Origin of the sequence: Paraglaciecola sp. (assembly GCF_051252315.1) — a bacterium.
GTDB lineage: Bacteria > Pseudomonadota > Gammaproteobacteria > Enterobacterales > Alteromonadaceae > Paraglaciecola.
Window position 1 is genome coordinate 1 of sequence record NZ_JBPOFP010000118.1, and the last position, 13,385, is coordinate 13,385.

At 38.1% G+C, this 13,385-nt stretch carries 13 protein-coding genes; 8 read left to right on the forward strand and 5 right to left on the reverse strand.

The window, feature by feature from the left end:
* Positions 1 to 173 precede the first annotated feature (173 nt).
* Genes ACSHXM_RS17860 through ACSHXM_RS17870 form a run of 3 tightly spaced genes read right to left on the reverse strand, consistent with a single transcriptional unit; the run spans position 174 to position 2,154 of the window.
* Positions 174 to 461, reverse strand: coding sequence for a YfcL family protein (locus ACSHXM_RS17860; RefSeq protein WP_435691013.1), 288 nt, complete (start codon positions 459 to 461; stop codon positions 174 to 176).
* Positions 462 to 482: 21 nt separating this feature from the next.
* Positions 483 to 1,610: an ATP-NAD kinase family protein gene (locus ACSHXM_RS17865; RefSeq protein ID WP_435691015.1), complete on the reverse strand. Its 1,128-nt coding sequence runs from the start codon at positions 1,608 to 1,610 to the stop codon at positions 483 to 485.
* On the reverse strand, positions 1,603 to 2,154 hold the full coding sequence (locus ACSHXM_RS17870) for an elongation factor P hydroxylase (RefSeq protein WP_435691038.1): 552 nt from the start codon (positions 2,152 to 2,154) through the stop codon (positions 1,603 to 1,605). Before ACSHXM_RS17870 ends, ACSHXM_RS17865 begins: the two co-directional genes overlap by 8 nt.
* Positions 2,155 to 2,309: 155 nt before the next feature.
* On the opposite strand from ACSHXM_RS17870, the gene ACSHXM_RS17875 reads away from it, so the two are divergent.
* The 5 genes from ACSHXM_RS17875 to ACSHXM_RS17895 all read left to right on the forward strand — a co-directional run bounded on the left by ACSHXM_RS17875 (position 2,310) and on the right by ACSHXM_RS17895 (position 7,118).
* The gene (locus ACSHXM_RS17875) at positions 2,310 to 3,038 is read left to right on the forward strand and encodes an FFLEELY motif protein (protein WP_435691018.1); all 729 of its coding nucleotides are present in this window, start codon (positions 2,310 to 2,312) and stop codon (positions 3,036 to 3,038) included.
* Positions 3,039 to 3,491 carry an acyl-CoA thioesterase gene (locus ACSHXM_RS17880; protein WP_435691020.1) on the forward strand — a complete coding sequence of 151 codons (453 nt, stop codon included), beginning with the start codon at positions 3,039 to 3,041 and terminating at the stop codon, positions 3,489 to 3,491. It abuts the gene before it with no gap.
* Positions 3,484 to 4,659 carry a TIGR02281 family clan AA aspartic protease gene (locus tag ACSHXM_RS17885; protein WP_435691022.1) on the forward strand — a complete coding sequence of 392 codons (1,176 nt, stop codon included), beginning with the start codon at positions 3,484 to 3,486 and terminating at the stop codon, positions 4,657 to 4,659. Before ACSHXM_RS17880 ends, ACSHXM_RS17885 begins: the two co-directional genes overlap by 8 nt.
* A 669-nt stretch (positions 4,660 to 5,328) precedes the next feature.
* Complete coding sequence (locus ACSHXM_RS17890) at positions 5,329 to 6,048, forward strand: hypothetical protein (RefSeq protein ID WP_435691024.1); 720 nt, start codon at positions 5,329 to 5,331, stop codon at positions 6,046 to 6,048.
* A 473-nt stretch (positions 6,049 to 6,521) separates the two neighbouring features.
* A complete protein-coding gene (locus tag ACSHXM_RS17895) occupies positions 6,522 to 7,118 on the forward strand; it encodes a porin family protein (RefSeq protein WP_435691026.1) in 597 nt (198 codons plus the stop codon).
* Between the two features lie 766 nt (positions 7,119 to 7,884).
* Here ACSHXM_RS17895 and ACSHXM_RS17900 read toward each other — a convergent pair.
* Positions 7,885 to 8,739: a PA4780 family RIO1-like protein kinase gene (locus ACSHXM_RS17900; protein WP_435691028.1), complete on the reverse strand. Its 855-nt coding sequence runs from the start codon at positions 8,737 to 8,739 to the stop codon at positions 7,885 to 7,887.
* Between the two features lie 242 nt (positions 8,740 to 8,981).
* Here ACSHXM_RS17900 and ACSHXM_RS17905 point away from each other — a divergent pair, with 242 nt between their 5' ends.
* On the forward strand, positions 8,982 to 10,298 hold the full coding sequence (locus tag ACSHXM_RS17905; protein WP_435691030.1) for a hypothetical protein: 1,317 nt from the start codon (positions 8,982 to 8,984) through the stop codon (positions 10,296 to 10,298).
* Between the two features lie 158 nt (positions 10,299 to 10,456).
* Here ACSHXM_RS17905 and ACSHXM_RS17910 read toward each other — a convergent pair whose 3' ends face one another.
* The gene (locus ACSHXM_RS17910; protein ID WP_435691032.1) at positions 10,457 to 11,353 is read right to left on the reverse strand and encodes a LysR family transcriptional regulator; all 897 of its coding nucleotides are present in this window, start codon (positions 11,351 to 11,353) and stop codon (positions 10,457 to 10,459) included.
* A 117-nt stretch (positions 11,354 to 11,470) separates the two neighbouring features.
* On the opposite strand from ACSHXM_RS17910, the gene ACSHXM_RS17915 reads away from it, so the two are divergent.
* Together ACSHXM_RS17915 and ACSHXM_RS17920 are read left to right on the forward strand one after the other, a co-directional pair.
* Positions 11,471 to 12,457 (forward strand): zinc-dependent alcohol dehydrogenase family protein, encoded by a 987-nt coding sequence (locus ACSHXM_RS17915; RefSeq protein ID WP_435691034.1) that lies wholly within the window; start codon positions 11,471 to 11,473, stop codon positions 12,455 to 12,457.
* Positions 12,458 to 12,532: 75 nt separating this feature from the next.
* Positions 12,533 to 13,357, forward strand: a complete 825-nt coding sequence (locus ACSHXM_RS17920) for an SDR family NAD(P)-dependent oxidoreductase (RefSeq protein ID WP_435691036.1) — start codon at positions 12,533 to 12,535, stop codon at positions 13,355 to 13,357.
* Positions 13,358 to 13,385 lie beyond the last annotated feature (28 nt).

Genomic DNA, 13,385 nt, shown 5'->3' on the forward strand with positions numbered 1-13,385 from the left:
AGTTGAAGGCTTCTACCTTAAATGAAGCCCAAGAGCTCGTTGATAGCATAGTATTTGATACAAACTGGTTAGGTTCAACGATTAAGGACATTGAAAAAATACTGATTTAACCTGAGCTTTGGATAAGAAATAGTGTTTCAAGGCATCAAGAAGATCTATGGTATTTTTTCTTGTTAGGCTAACAAACTCTGCCATAAATCCCACACTTGTTGTTGGTCTTCAGGCTCTAATTCATTATTGCTAAAAGCTTGTTGTAAGCTGTTTTGCATGAGCTCATCTAGCTGACTCACCTTTGTCATATCTTGCACTTGGCTTTGCCCTGCCATCACGGCAAAATGCCCTTGTAAGTAACTGGAAATAAACAATTGTTGATCACTCCCATCAACTACCACTTGATCTAATTTTTGCTCAACATCACTGATGAATGTCGATAATTCTGATTGCCTAACACTTGACGTCAAAACAACTCCTATCTAAAAAAACTAATTAAAATTTGCCACTGGATAGAGCACTTGATCACGATACCCTGTTATCACTGTGATTAATCCGGCTAAATCTTGGTTAACCTGATCGTTACTAGAATCCACAATTAGTGGCTTACCCGCTAAATTAGCCAACTTGGTTTTTGTGGCCACTAATAAAATATCTTGTTTGTCTAATGAGTTTAAAAAACCAGCGCTTAACTGCTGATTTCCACGTCCTAAAACATGCCCCTGCCCACCAATAAGTGTAAGTACCAACTTACACTTATTACCTTGTGTATGTTCAATAAGCTGCTGACTCGTCACATCACTCGCCAACAATTTTTGACCTTGAATTAAATCAACACCCAATAAGGTATTGTGGATCCCTAACTCTTGCATAATAAACTCAACAGTAGAGCCAGAACCCATTACAAATATATGCTCCGGATTGTCTTGCATCTCTTCGATGACATGAGCCGCAATGTCGGCTAAGACTAATTCATCTGATTCTTTACCGCCCATTTTAACCGCTTGAATATATTGCACTTCTGTAGGCACTTGCATCTCACCAAATTGTTTGGCCTTTACTTTGCCTTGGCGAAACAAATCTTCATCAATATCCATGACTTCGGCATCGTTAACACTCACAATATTGCCTTGAATAACTTGTTCTAATACTCGTCCTGCCGCCTGCGGTGTAACTGCATAAACTGCCGAATGGATCTTACAACCTGCTGGCACACCTAACACGGGGATAGAATTATTCACCAACTGACAAATATTACGGGCGGTACCATCTCCACCAGCAAATAAAATTAAGTCTACATTTTCCAAGGCCAAAGCTTGAACGGTAGCTTGGGTATCGATACTTTCTGTTTGTGTTTTTGGGGGCTGATAAACACAGGTATGAGCAAACCCGAGTTGCTCCGCTAAATCTTGCCCCATTTCACCTGATGCTAGATACACATGTATTTTGTCTTTTAAGTGTGCGATTTTTTCTAAGGCTAACTTAGTTTTTTCTCCTGCAAGCTTTTCAGCGCCCATTGAAAGCGCTCTAGCACGAATATCCGCCCCATCGCTGCCTTTTAACGCTAGCGCACCACCAATGCCAGCATATGGATTGATCACTAAACCTAATTTAAACATATAACTCTTCTTCGCTTTGTCTTTGCCAAGTAAAGTGTTGAACAGTTAATGGCCTGCTTTGATAAAAATCTTGTAATACTTGAATGAAAATCGCAGCTCGTTTAGGAAAACCAGAAGACAGATACAATTGTGCTTGGGATTGCACCGCTTGCTGAAATCCTTCAACATCAACTGGCGCACCATTTAAGTTGTCTGTGCTTACTCTAAAACTTTTACTCGCAGCGCAAGACAAAGCCCACTCTACCGCTTGTGGTTTAACTTCTACTTTTTCAAATTTAGCTTGCTGCTCTGCATTACGGCCATCTGGGCAATACCAATATCCATAATCCTCCAATAAACGTCTTTCTTTGCCCGCTATACACCAATGGGCAATTTCGTGTAGTGCGCTAGCAAAGTATCCATGGGCAAACACAATTTGATGTTTTTCTTGGGCTTTTTTTGCTGGCAAATATATAGGCTCGTCATCACCTTTCACTAAAATCGTTTGCTCACTTTCAGAAAAAGTCTGGTTAAACAAAACAATAAGATCTTGATATGTGTGGATGGGAGTCATGCCGCTGCTCGAAGAGTGAATCAGTATATTACAAAAGTATTAATAGGATATAATACCATTAGCTCAACGAATAGTAATAAGACTATTGAAAACACGGGTGTTTTAAGCCAGTCTAGGGACTGTTGACCCTATTATAAAAATAAAAATTGAGTATTAACTCAGAGCAAGCTGAATTAAGAGTCATGGAAAGTTTAAAAAAACAAATTGTCCGACATATTCATGGTTTACTAACCATGCAAGAGATTGCTAAAAAATCTGATTTAAACGAATCAATTAAAGCGATACAGTCCTATCAAAAGTTACGTTTTTTAGACACTCATCAATCTTTGTACAAAACTAAAAACAATAATCCCATTCTGATTTTTTTGGCAGAGCAATTATTTGGTTCGTTAAACTTCAACCTATCTTTAGGTGATCCCATTGAAAACATGGATAAATCATTACGCTATATTCCTAAAGATGCACAAAAGGTATTAGCCGCTTTATTACAGCTAAAAGCGCTTTGTTTGGAGTTAGATTTTGACTTAGCGCAAAGATTAAAACATTCTGAAATAAATGCAGACACTTATGATCTGGCTTACGTCGCGGAAAATAATTATGCATTACGACAAAAACAAATAGAGGCGATTAACACCTTCCATCAACAACTACACTTTTTAACACGGATACGTGGGATCAGTTTTTTATTTTTTATATATCAAAAACCTGCCTATAAGCTTGGTTTTCAGGAACTGTTTAACACCATGAAAAAAGGGTACGAGTCATACCAAGAATTAACTAAACCCGATGAGTTTATCAATACTCTGATGTGTAATGAAACTCAGGTTATGCAAAATTATTTTCAAACGCCCCCTGTCAATCAAGCTCAAAATTAAATGACCATAAATTGGCGGTACACAAATCCATTTATCAAAACTTGGCAAGTTAACGCTGAACAAATAGATCATTATCAACATGCCAATAATGTTGCTTATGTAAAACAATTAGAAACCACAGCTTGGGCACATTCGAATCAATTGGGGTTAAATATTGAATTGTACCAATCTATTGATAGAGGCATGGCAATTAGCCGTCATGAAATCAACTATTTAGCTGCTGCCCATAAAGATGACAAAATTGACTGTGCAACATGGATAGTAGCGTGCGACGGTAAGTTAAAACTTGCTAGAGAATTTCAATTTATTCGCCAATCAGACAAACTGACTGTATTAACCGCTCGTACGGAATTTGTGTGTATTGCCTTGTCTACTGGAAAACCCAAACGTATGCCAAGGGCTTTTTCAGACATTTATTGTCCCGCCGTTGTTAAAGCCCAAACCAATGAATAAGTGGATAGTGTTATTGAGCGTTTTATTGATCGGCTCGTTGAGTTTGAACCTAAACCTTTGGTTAGAACGACAATCGAATAACCTTAACAAAATTCAATTCTCTGAAAATAACAGCACGCAAAAACCTCTAAAGTTTAGCTCAGATAAACCGCTTTCTACTGACTCCAACAATTCAAACGAACCTGTTATTCAAAGACCAGAAATAATTCAATCCCAGAACCCATCTCTCCTTCAAGAGTTTGATACATCACAATTAAGTAGAGAAGAGCTGCTACACCAAGCTAACCTTTGGTTAAAAGAAAAAAACACAGGGGCTTTGGCAACATTACTCACTACCTACCTAAAACAATATCCTCAGGATATGGACTTCTTATTAATTGAAGCCAAATTGAAAGTGGAAACAAACTTACTCAGCGATGCAATAGTGCATTATTACGGTTTGTTGCGTCAGCCTATGACAGCACTACAACAAAGTGAAATTGAACAACAAATAGTAAAACTTGCGACTTCAACCATTAACCAATTAAAGAATACCTACTCCTGGGATCTGTTGGCTGAATTTGTAGAGCCTCTCTTACAAATTGATCCTGAAAATAGACTCTATGTTTTGTCCTTAGCACGAGCCTATGCCGAACAATTTCAGGAACTGTTAATGGAAAACATTCTGGCTGCTTTACCTTTTGACGACCCAGCTGCTGCAGCCATAAGGCGTATTATTGATGTACAGCAAGCAAGGCTCGAAGATCCTGCAAATGACAAGATAGACGAGCAAACGGCGATAGCTGAGTTTGGTCGTTCGGTTAAGTTAAAACAATTTGGCGATCAATTCGTTGTGAGTGCAAAGCTCAGTAATAATAATATTGATCTATTAATCGACACGGGTGCATCCATCACAACTGTATCTAGGCTGTTTTATAAGAATTTAAGCAACAGATACAAACGAAATTTTCAAGGGAGCTTTAACGTGAATACCGCAAACGGTACGGTAAGAGCCCCCATGTATCAATTTAGTGAACTAGTTATTAATCATGTCAAAGTCGAAAACATATCCATTATGGTTTTGCCCATGAGGGAATTAGAAAACGCTAACGGTTTATTAGGAATGAACTTTCTACGTGAATTTGACTTTAAAATAGACCAAAAACAAGCGTTAATGTTTATTGAGTGATGTGTAGTAGCCTAAACTCGACCTGGTATACAAGAGTCGGGAGAGTGCCATTTGTAGACCCAGTCGATTTACACATGGCTTCCTTGCCTTTTTTCAAGCCGCATCCCTGCAGCTCGATTTACTTCTTTTCAACAGCAAAAAGAAGTAAACAAGAAATGCCGTGCTCCAACAAAGCTCTGTTTCTATTTTTTATAAACTCAAAAGGTCGTGTTGATTTGTTCCCGACAAAACACCACTCAATTGGCTATCCATGCCAATTGTCCTTTAGAGTTTTTTATAAAAAATAGCGAGCTTTGATTCGCGGTAAATCAAAAGCATGTGCTTCGCACACATAAGAGGTAGGTGGTTTGAAAATCTCGATGCGCATAAATTTTATTTAACGACTGATATCCTGATGAGATTACAAAAGTGCTAAGTTATTAATTTTATTATGGAAAATATTTTGCTCATAGTATTTAATAGGAAGCATAAAAAGTCGCGTTAAAGTCAGGTCTCCTTTTATTGCTCCTATTCCTTTTTTGGGGTTTTCAGATTTTCATAGTCAATGAGATAAATAATCTCTAATAAAATCAATTGGTAAGTGATGAATTTGGCTGATATTGAAGGTAAACAGGGCATTTACATATACGAAATGCTCACTAATAAGCGTTATGAATCACTTGGAGTCGTATGAAATCGGATAGATTTTTTAAATGGATTTGGAATTTTAATGGGTTAGTTTTATTCATTGGAATAGTCATAGGTACGGTGTTTATCTCCTACCAACTAATTTCAGTTTTATTTAAAGCTGATGTTGTAGAACAACCAACATTGAACTTAGCTCAAGACGTTAAAAAAGAAGAAAAATGGAGTTTGGGCTATCCACGGAAAGTTGGAGAAACTGATTTTCATTATATTCCACTAGAATCAGAAAAACTTTCAGTAGAGAAGAAAGAGCGAGACAGAATTTACGAAAATTTTAGTGGTAGTAGCTATACACCTACTAGATCTAAAAATGTTCTCTTAATTAACGGCAGTACTAACCACGCAAACTGGTTATTCAAATCGACAGAACAACTGATTATCGATATAAAACCATTAGCTGATCGTGAATTTGATAATAACTCAGTAACGCGTGGAATATCTTACGAAGTCATAAATAGCGATACGAACAAGGATAATAAATTAGATTACACAGATAAACGCGCCTTTGCTTTAAGTAAAATAGATGGCTCAGCTTATACTGAAATTATTTCTGGCTACAATCGTATAATTGAATCTAGTGTGAATTCTGAAGGTAACCTTTTTGTCGTATTCATAAACAATAATGAGGTTTATTCAATGGTTATAGACCTATTATCGTTTAAGATATTAAATAAAAACTCATTGCCTAAAGTAGGCGATTCATAACAAGCCAATTAAGGTAAGACAGCTAACAGCTTGCTCGGTTTCGCTCCGCTTCACATTTTAGCAAGCTATTATCAGCCCCTTGTTGGGCGTTATAATTTTTGAGGAAATTTAGGGATATGGGGAGTACAAATTGTCAAAAGGTGCGTTTCCATATATATCTAATCAACACTTTGAGTAGTTTAGGAATAATCCTTTTAGGCGCTTTCTTTGAAGGTATTCTCCAGTTAGGAGTTTATCTTCAGTTGATAACGTATTCTCATCCTTGGTCTATCTTCTTTTCAAGTTTATCCGTTGCGATTTTTCTAATTATTTTTCAGGCTATCAAAACTTGGCTCGGTATTAAAAAAAATGTTGGCTAAAATATAACAAACCGTTTAACGAACAACGCCAGCAAAATACTCTCGCACGTTAACGGGCGCTATATCTAATCAAACTTTCGGTGATATCATCGAATAAAACTAAAAGGACTTTACATGAAAAAGCTATTACCTTTAGCACTCACAATTTTGACATCAACTTATGCCTCTACTGCATATGCTGAAAATAGTTTGTATCTCGGCGCGTTGTATAATGCACAGGGGATTTCAATTCACGGTAGAGATTTCAATACAGCTGGGATAATTGCGGGGTATCAATATAATAAATACTTTGTTTTAGAGACAAGGCTGTCTTCTGGTACATCAGGTTACTCAAGTTTTTATGGTACGCCCGAAGAACCCAGGGGAAGTTATAGCGAAGACATTGATACTCAGGCTTCATTATTAATTAAGGCGTCATACCCAATATTTAATTTATTTAAATTATACGGTTTAGCTGGTTATACAAACACAAAAATGGAAACAAATGGTTTAGGGCAACGTAATGACTCAGAAGGCAACATCATAGGGAATTACCCTTATGAACATACAGAATCAGAAAGTGGCTTTAGCTATGGCCTTGGTTTAGATTATCAAATTAACGCACAATTTAATGTGTTCATTGATTATCAGTTGCTTCCTGATTTTGAACCTAACTCAAACTTTTCTAAAAGCTGGGAAAGTACAACAATTGGTGTTAACTACTCTTTTTAATGTATTTAAATATAACAAGAAACTATGGCAGAACTACTTTATATCAGTAGTTCTGCCATGCTAAGAATATCCTTAACGTCCGCTGTTCGTTGAATGTTGTATCGTTCGATTGAACACACTGCTTAAAACCGTCATACACATCTTGATTTTATCTACGTCGCTTTTGATTTACCGTGACTAAAAATTCTCCATCAAAATATTGGCTTGTCTGATGGCCATAAAATTACATGGACAGCCATCTTAGTAAGGCAGATTTATCAACCTTGTTGATACAAGCTTTGGTGTCACCGCCACTGCTTTTTCGCATGTAAAGTTTCAGCACAAAAAGGCTTATTTTAGGGATAAACGACATGGAAGTCGTTTGAGCTAAAGCTGGAAGGACTCATTCTTTAGCGACGCTAAAATAAGCCTTTTTGTGTGGTTAAGAACTTTAATAGCGGCGGCATTTTTCTGGCTACTCTATTTATTGCTGTTGAAAAAAGAGTCGCTGGCTCGAAAGGATTCGAGACAAAAACCATCATGGATGATGGCGCGAAGCGTGCATTTTAGTCTTTGAATAGACGGGAAGACGTCACCGGCTGCTTACAATCCTGAACCGCTCATCACAGCATCATGGGTGTAAGACATAAAAAGCGTAACTGGTGCGGCATGGATGCTGTATCAAAAACGCATGCGACCGCCAAGGAAGGCGGAAGGTAGAATAACGCAGGACGCAGTTATCGAGATTGCAATAAGCGAAGCGCATGCTGTTACTTCTTACAAAAAACTAAACTTCGTTCGCCTCTTTTATTCTTTCTAAACGTGCTTGTTCTTCAGCAAAAGCGGCTTTAATTTCTTCCAATACTGAATCAACATCGGCATCATCTTCTGGCAGCTCAAAACGCCCGGTTAATTCTGTATCAGCCGTTAACTCACCAGCTTCAAATAACGCCCACATTTCTTCGGCATAAAAGGTATGTTTTAACTCTGGTGAATACTGACCATAATATTCAGACATATTACGCACATCTCGTTGCAGCATTTTAAAAGCGTTGTTATTGGCTGCAGCATCTACTACTTGGGGTAAATCGATAATTACTGGACCGTAATCATCTACTAACACGTTAAATTCTGATAAATCGCCATGTACTAGGCCTGCACACAACATACGCATCACGTAAACAATCACTAAGGCATGATCTTCGATGGCCTGTTCTGCAGACATGGATACGTCATTTAATCTTGGAGCTACGTCACCTTCATCATCAGTGATCAACTCCATGAGTAAAACACCGTCATAACAACCATAAGGCTCGGGCACTCTTACGCCGGCTTTGGCTAATTTAAAAAGAGCATCTACTTCGGTATTTTGCCAAGCATCTTCTTGTTGTTTACGACCAAACTTTGAACCTTTTTCCATGGCTCTAGCACGGCGAGAGTTTCTCACCTTACGGCCTTCTTGATATTCTGCGGCTTTTTTAAAGCTACGTTTCATGGCTTCTTTATATACTTTGGCACAACGTACTTCTTGACCACAACGTACAGCATAAACCGTCGCTTCTTTGCCACTCATAAGCTGATACAAGACTTCATCAACTAAACCATCATCAATTAACGGTTGTATTCTTTTTGGAGTTTTCATTAATTCCTAAGGCCTAACAACAATACATATAGCACTATATTTAAGGACAAAATTATAAAGCGCCTGAACTTAATGCAATGATATCAAGAATTACAGCCGAGTGGGTATTATGCTGAATAAGATTGTCTTTATTGACTGGTGCTAGTTGTTGAACCGAGATTATATTTAAATAAATTTGGGAAAAACACCTCAAAGTAAGTTAACATTTAACAAAGAAGTAACAATTGAAAGTAGCAATTGACATGATAAAAATACTAGCCATTAAACAAGTCATCGTAATTTTTCTCAGTACATTATTAACTATTTTGTCTTTTCAGACTTTTGCCCAATCTGAAAAATTCGTCCAAGAAACCCTTGAAGATGCGGCAGAGCAATACGTAAAACTGGGGTTAGAATTAGGTGAATATGATAAAGATTATGTAGATGCCTATTTAGGTCCTAAGGAATGGAGAACACAAGCTAAAGAACAACTTAGAACTAAGAAACAATTAGCTGAGGCAATCCATAATTTGAAGCTTGCTTTAAAATCAATCCCAGTAGAAGCTCCTAATCATGTGTTACGTCACAAAGCGTTATCACGCAACGTACGTGCCATGGATATTCGAGCAAGAATGTTAATTAATGAAAAGTTTAGTTTTGAACAAGAAGCCAAACTTATTTACGATGCAAAAATCCCTCACTATGACTTTAACAAATTTGACCAAGCCTTGGCGGCCATCGAAAAGCTAATTCCTGGTGAAGGGGACTTAGCCCAAAGAGTCGACGCTTTTCGAGCGAAGTTTGAGATCCCGAATGAACGAGTAGGTGAAGTGGTTGACCTAGCTATTGCAGAATGTAAAAAGCGTTCTGACATATATATTCCTTTACCTGAGACTGAAAACTTCGTTTTAGAATACGTATCTGACAAAAGTTGGTCTGGGTATAACTGGTATCAAGGCAACAACCAAAGTTTGATGCAAATTAATTTGGACTTTCCCCTGCAAATTGATCGCGCCATCGACTTAGGCTGTCATGAAGGATACCCAGGTCACCATGTATGGAACGTACTGTTAGAAAACAACTTATTAAAATCTAAAAAGTGGATAGAGTTTTCAATTTTTCCGTTATTTAGCCCGTACGCTTTAATTGCTGAAGGTAGCGCGAATTATGGAATTGAACTTGCCTTTCCTGATTCACAAAAATTACAATTTGAAAAGCGTGTATTATTTCCTAAAGCTAACTTAGCTCCTGAGACTGCTTCGCAGTTAAATGACCTTAACAAGCTAACCGAAGACTTGTCTCACTCAATTACAGCCACAGCTCAACTCTATTTAGATGGTAAAATCAGTCGTAAAGAAGCCATTGAACAAAGACGTAAGTACTCATTAGTGTCTCAAGAAAAAGCCGAACAAAGTGTGCGTTTTATTGAGCAATATCGTGCTTATGTACTCAATTATAATTTAGGCAAAGACACAGTATCTAAATATATCGAAGCACAAAGCCAAAATGAAAAAGGCAAATGGCAGGCCTTTGAACGCATGTTAACTGAACTATCCACTGCGTCAGATATGCTGAAGTAATACCAATCCACTACCAATGTAGTGACATATATAAAAAGTGGGTTTGTTTAGGTTAGATTTTTAAATTATCTAATTTGTGAGTTCGAAAGCTCCCTTGCCTTTACTCAAACCTTTACCAGTGCCACTAGCCGTTAATCACTATTAACGGCTTACAAGGTTTATGACTTCTCCCAATAAGGTTTACCCGTATAAACCTGTGCACAATGATCTATAAATGCTCTGACTTTGGGTGCTAATAAACGTGAACTTGGGTACACAGCCCATATTGCGGTGTCTGATGCCAGTGGGTAGTCAGATAATACTTGCACCAATTCTCCACTGGCTAATTGTTTATGACAATTCCATATCGAACTGATTGTGATACCTAAACCATACACAGCTGCATCACGAATAGCTTCTCCATTGTCAGTGCGAAAACGTCCACTAATCTTAATACTTTTTATGCCATCAGCCGTTTCAAATATCCAATTATCAAGTCCAATTAAATGAATACACTCATGCTTATGTAGATCTTCAAGAGTGGTGGGTTCACCAAATTCCGCCAGGTAACTAGGCGAAGCACACAGAATCCTTTTATCAACGGCTAACTTTTTAGCAATGAGGGTGGAATCTTTTAATTGAGCATTTCGAATCGCAACATCAAAACCTCCTTCAACCATATCAATCATTGAATCTGACAAACGAAAATCCAAGTTAATATCTGGGTATTTAGCCACAAATCCTTTTAATAGAGGGATCAAATGAGAACGCCCAAATGACGCTGGTGCAGCCACTCTTAAAGTCCCAGATGGCGAATCATTACCAACTCCAACAGAGGCTTTAGCCGCATCGATTTGCGCAAGCACTTCTTCTGCATGAGGTAAAAACGCCATACCTTCTTCGGTTAAAGACACTTTTCGAGTAGTACGATGAACTAGGCGAACACTCAACCCTTCTTCTAATTTATTAATGTGTGAACTTGCGACTGCCGGTGATAAACCCAATTCTGATCCCGCTGCACTAATATTGTGAGTTACAGCTAACCGAACGAATAACTTTAGATGTTCAATATTCATTATTATCAACAAAATCTATAAAGTGTTTAACTTAAAATAGATATTATCAATTAAAAACATTTAATTATACTTATTCCATCAAAGCAAACCTAACCAATTAATAAGTGAGTCAATACGATGAAAGCAATGATAATAAAAGAGTTTGGTGGCCCAGAGGTTTTTGAAGCGGCAGAGATTCCAAACCCTACTGTGAAAGCTGGTCATGTAGTTGTGAAAGTTGCCGCCACCAGTGTTAATACTGTTGACACTATGATCCGCCAAATGGGCGCAGACTTGCCTCTATCTCCTTCTTTACCTGCCGTATTAGGCATGGACTTTGCGGGTACAATTGAAGAAGTAGGTGAAGGTGTCACACAATACTCAGTAGGCGATGAAGTGTATGGTTGCGCCGGAGGCTTGGCTGATTTACAAGGCACGTTAGCAGAATTTATGGTTGCAGACGCAAATCTCATTGCTCTAAAACCTAAAAATCTTTCTATGCGTGAAGCGGCTGCATTACCATTAGTGGCAATCACTGCCTATGAAGGTTTAATGCGAGCAGGTATCAGTGCAGGAAAAACAGTGCTAGTTCACGGCGGTTCAGGCGGTGTAGGTCATGTTGCAATTCAAATCGCTAGGCATATGGGAGCAGACGTTTATGCCACAGGAGGAGGCGATAATCAGCTTGCTCTTATTGAAAAGTTAGGTGCAAAATCTATCAACTATAAAACTGAAACTGTTAGTGATTATGTTGAAAAACATACTCAAGGCGCAGGTTTTGACATTGTATTTGATTCAGTAGGTGGCGCAAATATGACGAACTCTTTTGAAGCAGCTGCACTAAATGGCCAAGTAGCCTCAACGGTTTCTATGGTTGAATTAGACTTATCTGTCGCTCATTTCAAAGGTTTGTCACTGCATGTTGTGTTTATGCTGATCCCTATGCTGCACAAAGTTAAACAAGAAGAGCACGCCCACATTTTAAAAGAGTTAGGTAAAATTTCAGAAGCTGGCGATTTAACACCAGTGTTAGATGAGCAAACTTTTTCTTTAGAACAAGTTGGTCAAGCACACGCGCGTTTATCAAGTGGTAAAGGCATGGGAAAAGTGGTTATCGATATTTAATCGATAACTTTCCACCCACAAAAAACAGATATTAGTACTTATCCCGAGTTCGGGTTATTTATAAAGGAAGCGATCATGCAAACTGAAACTGTTAAAACTATATTTATTACTGGTGCCACAGATGGCATTGGACTAGAGACGGCCAAAAAGCTCGTATCACTTGGCCATAACGTTTTATTACATGGCCGCAACCAAGAGAAACTGCAAAACGTAATTAGCACACTTAATACTCTAGGTGCTGAACAAAAAATTGAGGGTTATATTGCTGATTTATCTAGCATGCAAGCAGTCAAATCGTTGGCGGCAGAAGTCGTAGCTAAACATGACAAGATAGATGTATTAATCAATAATGCCGGGGTATTAAAAACGTCCAATACCATTACGCCAGACGGACTAGATGTTAGATTTGCAGTAAACACTTTGGCACCCATTTTATTAACCCAACAACTGTTACCACTACTGAGCCAGAGTACTAGCCGAGTGGTTAACTTATCTTCTGCCGCTCAGGCCCCTGTCAATTTGCAGGCATTAAATGGACTAATTCCCCTTACTGAAATGGAAGCTTATGCGCAAAGTAAGTTAGCACTCACAATTTGGTCACAACAATATTCTAAGGAAGTTAAAGATTCTGGCCCGATATTAATAGCGGTAAACCCAGGTTCACTATTAGCCAGCAAGATGGTCAAGGAAGGTTTTGGAATAGCAGGAAATGACCTGAGTATTGGAGCCAATATTTTAACTAGACTAGCATTAGAAGAAGAGTTCTCGAATGCGTCAGGTCTATATTTTGATAACGATATAGGCCATTTAAACCAGCCCCATCCTGATGCGGCAGATCCAAAAATAGTGAAAACGGTTATAGACACAATTCATGTTTTACTAAACAAAGTAGCCCAATAAATTGGGGCTACTTTGCCATTAGTACTTT

What these genes read in the sequence shown, in the direction of transcription:
- ACSHXM_RS17885 (WP_435691022.1), top strand. Translation starts at nt 3,484, where the DNA reads ATGAATAAGTGGATAGTGTTATTGAGCGTTTTATTGATCGGCTCGTTG.
- ACSHXM_RS17905 (WP_435691030.1), top strand. Translation starts at nt 8,982, where the DNA reads ATGATAAAAATACTAGCCATTAAACAAGTCATCGTAATTTTTCTCAGT.
- ACSHXM_RS17915 (WP_435691034.1), top strand. Translation starts at nt 11,471, where the DNA reads ATGAAAGCAATGATAATAAAAGAGTTTGGTGGCCCAGAGGTTTTTGAA.
- ACSHXM_RS17890 (WP_435691024.1), top strand. Translation starts at nt 5,329, where the DNA reads ATGAAATCGGATAGATTTTTTAAATGGATTTGGAATTTTAATGGGTTA.
- ACSHXM_RS17895 (WP_435691026.1), top strand. Translation starts at nt 6,522, where the DNA reads ATGAAAAAGCTATTACCTTTAGCACTCACAATTTTGACATCAACTTAT.
- ACSHXM_RS17910 (WP_435691032.1), bottom strand. Translation starts at nt 11,353, where the DNA reads ATGAATATTGAACATCTAAAGTTATTCGTTCGGTTAGCTGTAACTCAC.
- ACSHXM_RS17920 (WP_435691036.1), top strand. Translation starts at nt 12,533, where the DNA reads ATGCAAACTGAAACTGTTAAAACTATATTTATTACTGGTGCCACAGAT.
- ACSHXM_RS17865 (WP_435691015.1), bottom strand. Translation starts at nt 1,610, where the DNA reads ATGTTTAAATTAGGTTTAGTGATCAATCCATATGCTGGCATTGGTGGT.
- ACSHXM_RS17900 (WP_435691028.1), bottom strand. Translation starts at nt 8,739, where the DNA reads ATGAAAACTCCAAAAAGAATACAACCGTTAATTGATGATGGTTTAGTT.
- ACSHXM_RS17880 (WP_435691020.1), top strand. Translation starts at nt 3,039, where the DNA reads ATGACCATAAATTGGCGGTACACAAATCCATTTATCAAAACTTGGCAA.